The organism is Rhizorhabdus sp., assembly GCF_018006725.1.
In the GTDB taxonomy this organism is placed as follows: Bacteria; Pseudomonadota; Alphaproteobacteria; order Sphingomonadales; family Sphingomonadaceae; genus Rhizorhabdus.
This window is the reverse complement of the sequence record NZ_JAGMXV010000351.1, coordinates 1-3,974: the sequence shown is the minus strand read 5'-3', so window position 1 is coordinate 3,974 and position 3,974 is coordinate 1. Positions and strand designations below refer to the sequence as shown.

The 3,974-nt window shown below is 63.7% G+C and carries 3 protein-coding genes and 3 pseudogenes; 4 read left to right on the top strand and 2 right to left on the bottom strand.

All coding sequences use genetic code 11. The annotated features are described in order from the left end of the window. Together KAY22_RS25760 and KAY22_RS25755 are read left to right on the top strand one after the other, a co-directional pair. A pseudogene (locus KAY22_RS25760) lies at window positions 1–340 on the top strand (excinuclease ABC subunit A); the annotation flags it as partial. Between the two features lie 86 nt (window positions 341–426). Continuing rightward, complete coding sequence (locus KAY22_RS25755) at window positions 427–1,545, top strand: calcium-binding protein (protein WP_296625954.1); 1,119 nt, start codon at window positions 427–429, stop codon at window positions 1,543–1,545. Window positions 1,546–1,629: 84 nt separating this feature from the next. Here KAY22_RS25755 and KAY22_RS25750 read toward each other — a convergent pair. Continuing rightward, a pseudogene (locus KAY22_RS25750) lies at window positions 1,630–1,837 on the bottom strand (DUF817 family protein); the annotation flags it as partial. A 23-nt stretch (window positions 1,838–1,860) separates the two neighbouring features. Here KAY22_RS25750 and KAY22_RS25745 point away from each other — a divergent pair. Together KAY22_RS25745 and KAY22_RS25740 are read left to right on the top strand one after the other, a co-directional pair. Continuing rightward, entirely contained in the window at window positions 1,861–2,523 is a 663-nt protein-coding gene (locus tag KAY22_RS25745) for an SOS response-associated peptidase (RefSeq protein ID WP_296625953.1), read from the top strand. A 112-nt stretch (window positions 2,524–2,635) separates the two neighbouring features. After that, window positions 2,636–3,757 carry a calcium-binding protein gene (locus tag KAY22_RS25740; protein WP_296625952.1) on the top strand — a complete coding sequence of 374 codons (1,122 nt, stop codon included), beginning with the start codon at window positions 2,636–2,638 and terminating at the stop codon, window positions 3,755–3,757. A gap of 24 nt (window positions 3,758–3,781) precedes the next feature. Here the strand turns inward: KAY22_RS25740 and KAY22_RS25735 are convergent. Then, a pseudogene (locus tag KAY22_RS25735) lies at window positions 3,782–3,974 on the bottom strand (hypothetical protein); the annotation flags it as partial.

Here is a 3,974-nt window from a genome sequence, read left to right as displayed (position 1 = left end):
GCGCGTGAAACTGGCCAAGGAGCTGTCGCGCCGGTCGACCGGCAACACCCTCTACATCCTCGACGAGCCGACGACCGGCCTCCATTTCGAGGACGTCCGCAAGCTGCTCGAAGTGCTCCACGCGCTGGTCGAGCAGGGCAACACCGTGGTGGTTATCGAGCATAATCTGGAGGTCATCAAGACCGCCGACTGGATCATCGACCTGGGCCCCGAAGGCGGCGTCCGCGGCGGTGAGATCGTCGCGGAGGGTACTCCGGAGAAGGTCGCGAAGGAGCCGCGCAGCTATACGGGTCATTATCTGAAGCCGCTGCTGGAGGCGGTTGCGAAGGCGGCGGAGTAGCCATCATCAATCAAATCCATTCTGGCGGCATCGCGAGACTTGGCCCGCCCTATCGACGATAATCGACCGAACAGGAGAAGATCGCGATGGCTTTCTACACCGCCGCCGGGGGCAACGCCCTGCGAATGGACTTCGAGATTTATCGCGTGGGCAATCCTGCGACTGTCGTCACGCGGACCTCAGATGCGCTGATATTCGAGATCGATGGCTATCGCTACGCCTTCAGCGGCAGCGGCCTTACTTATGATGCAGCCGGGCACCCAACCGGAGGAGCGCTGAACGGCTTTCAGTACAGCAAAGACGGAGCGATCCTGTTCGAGAAGCCCGCCAATGCAAGCTGGTATCTGAACCCCGAAACTTTCGCGCGTCCTGAACTTCTGAACGATCCTTCACTTGTCTCCTCACTCGTCCCCGGTAACGATTATATCTACGGTGGCGATCAGGACGACTGGATCAGCGACGCCCGCGGCAACAACTTCCTGAGAGGGGGAGCCGGCAACGACACGATCGTCGCTGGCGAAGGTGCCGACCATATCTACGGCTTCTCGCCCGAGGGGGGCGCGGACGGAGCGGATTACGTAGAAGCCCGCGGCGGCGGCGATTACATTCAGGGAAACGCGGGAAACGATCGGCTATATGGTGGTGCAGGCTCGGACCGGCTCAATGGCGGTGCCGACAATGATGCACTGTTCGGCGACGCTGGCAATGACAGCATCAATGGCAATCGGGGCGACGATGCCGTTGCAGGCGGCGAAGGCAATGATCGCCTGCGCGGCGGCCAGGGCAGCGACTCCATCGATGGCGATGAAGGCGATGATGTCCTCTCCGGTGATCTGGGTGCCGATTTCATGACCGGTGGCCAAGGCCGCGACATGTTTCTTTTCGGCAAGGGACAGTCTCCCTTGGGCGACAGCACCGACCGGATATTCGATTTCGAACAGGGCTCCGACAAGCTCTCGTTCGATTTCATACCCACAGCCTTCCTTTCGCCCGTTCCCTTCGGAGGCCCTCTCCCTAACGGCGACTTTGTCGAGCTGGCGCAGGCTTTGGTCGACCAGAACCCGGGCGGGGGTGAGGTCGTCGTGATCCAGCTTTCCAACTATGTGAGGCTATACTGGTCTTCGCACGGCGACGGCCGGATCGACTCCGTTCTGTTCCTCGACGGGGTCTCGGGCGCCAGCATCGGGTTTGAAGACTTCGTCTGACACGATCTGGAGAGAAGCGGAGCTGTCGCGATCTGGTTTCCAGCCCAAGGACTACCTGCCGAAGCCATCGAAGCGCTGCTGCCGCTAGCGGATACGCTCCGGGCTACCTTCGCTCCGATGCAACCGCTGGACCAGAACGAAGCTGATGATCATTACAGATACCAGGCACCAAGCTTGCCGACGGACAGCATCGCCCAGCCGCTGCGCTGATGCGGGTAGCTCCAGGCATGGCGAAGGTGCCCAGATTCTCTGCGAACCAGATGAACAGCGCGACAAGGAAGAATCCCAGCAATCTCACCCGGAGCGTGACGGCGCATGTGCAACGAGGTGGCCCGGCGGATCGAGCTGGGGCTGATACGACAGGATTTCGCCGAACTGCGCATCCCGCTGCGGTTCAGCGAAGGTGTACCCAATATGGCGCCGCTGCCGAGCGTACGGATCACCGACCGGACCGTGATCATCCGCGCCGCGCGCGATGCGTCGGCCCAAGGGTCGCATGAGACTCCCGATATGGCGCAGGCCGCAGAGTTGGTCACGCGGCGCTGGAGCTGGCCGGGGCCTTCGGGCAAGCCGGTCTATAATTACCGCAGCGAGGAGCGGGATTTCCGGAACTCGGCGCGGCAGGGCCGTTGCCTGGTCCCCGTCGATGGCTTTTACGAATTCACCGCACCCGCCGATCCGCGTGCCAGGCGCAAGGACAAGTGGCTGTTCCGCTGGAAGGCGCGCGACTGGTTCGCCATCGCCGGCCTCTGGAAAAGCGACCCCGCGATTCCCGATCCAGCCAGCGAGGCCTTCACCCTGCTGACCTGCGAGCCCGGACCCGACATAGCCCCCTATCATGGCCGGCAGGTGGTGCTGCTCGACCGCGCGGACTGGGCGGGATGGCTCGACGGATCGGTTCCGGCGGATTCGCTGATGCGCCCCACACCCGGCGGCACACTGAGCGTCGAGCCGGCGGGCGACGCACGACTGCTGTAATGCCTGCCGATCTCCGCCGCCGATCGCGTCCGTTTCCGATCATTCTCCCGCCGTCGCGCTTGACCCCGTCGCCGAACAGCGGGCACCACCGGTTCACGACTAGGGGAACGACATGGCGATCATTACCGCACCAGCCGCCGGGCGCCTGCGCATGGATCTGTTCAACTTCGACCGGCTGACCGATTTCGATTCGGTCATCGTCACCCAGACGAGCAGCCTGCTGGCGATCGATGTGGACGGTTATCGCTATGCCTTCACCGGATCGGGCGTGCGCTACAATGGCTTTGGTGAGCCGATCAGCGGCGCGATCACGGGCTTTCGCTTCACCCAGGGATCGACCGTTCTGTTCGAAGCAAGCGGCTTCTCGGTCGACGCCTCGCTCTTCTATCTCCTCACCTACGCCCCCAATGATCCGCTGACGCTGCTGCTCGCCGGCAATGACGATTATCGGGGCGGCGCCCTCGCCGACGTCGTCCGCGATGTGTTCGGTCATAATGTCATCATGGGTGGCGGTGACAGCGACACGCTGACCGGCGGCAACGGCAACGACCATATCTATGGCCAGTCACCGAGCGGCGGGGCTGACGGCGGAGACCTGCTCAACGGCGGCGGCGGATCGGATTATCTGCAGGGCAATGCCGGGCGCGATACGATCGACGGCGGCGGTGGATCGGACCGGATCCAGGGCGGCGCCGACGACGACAGCATTCTGGGCGGCGCGGGGCATGACATCATCAACGGCAATCGCGGCAGCGATTTCGTCCAGGGTGGTACCGGCAACGACGCTTTGCGCGGTGGGCAGGATGACGACACGATCCAGGGCGGCGACGGCGACGATCTGATCATGGGCGATCGCGGTGTCGACCGGCTGGAAGGCGGCAGCGGCCGCGACGTCTTTCTGTTCGGGCCCGATAGCGCAACGATCGGCGTCGATCTCCAGGCGATCGACCGGATCGTCGATCTTTCGACCGTCGACGATGCACTGTCGCTCGGCTTTCGTCCCGAAGCGATCCTCGAGGGCAGCGTTTCGGCGACGCTCGCCGAGGCACAGGCGCTTGCCCAGTCGCTGTTCGATCAGCATGCCGGAAACCATGAGGTGGCGCTGATCCGGCTGAGCGGCGCCAATGACGCGATTCTGTTCTGGTCGCAGGACGGCGGCGCCCTCGTTAACGCCGCCGTCGCACTGGGCGCGCCCTTCGTAACCGGCTCGCTCGCCTTCGACGACTTCATCTGAGTCGAACGGGCGACATTGCCGCGATCAGACGATTTGGCTGTCCCGCGTCATCGGCTCGAACCGCCGCATCACCACCCGGATGTCCGGACCGCCGCGTCGCTCGATCCGGCCCTCGAACAGATCGGGGCGGATCGCCTCGGCCGTTACGTCGAGCCGGAAGACCGGCGCGTTTGTCCCAAACATCCGCTGATAGCCACTGCCCTGACCATGCCTGACG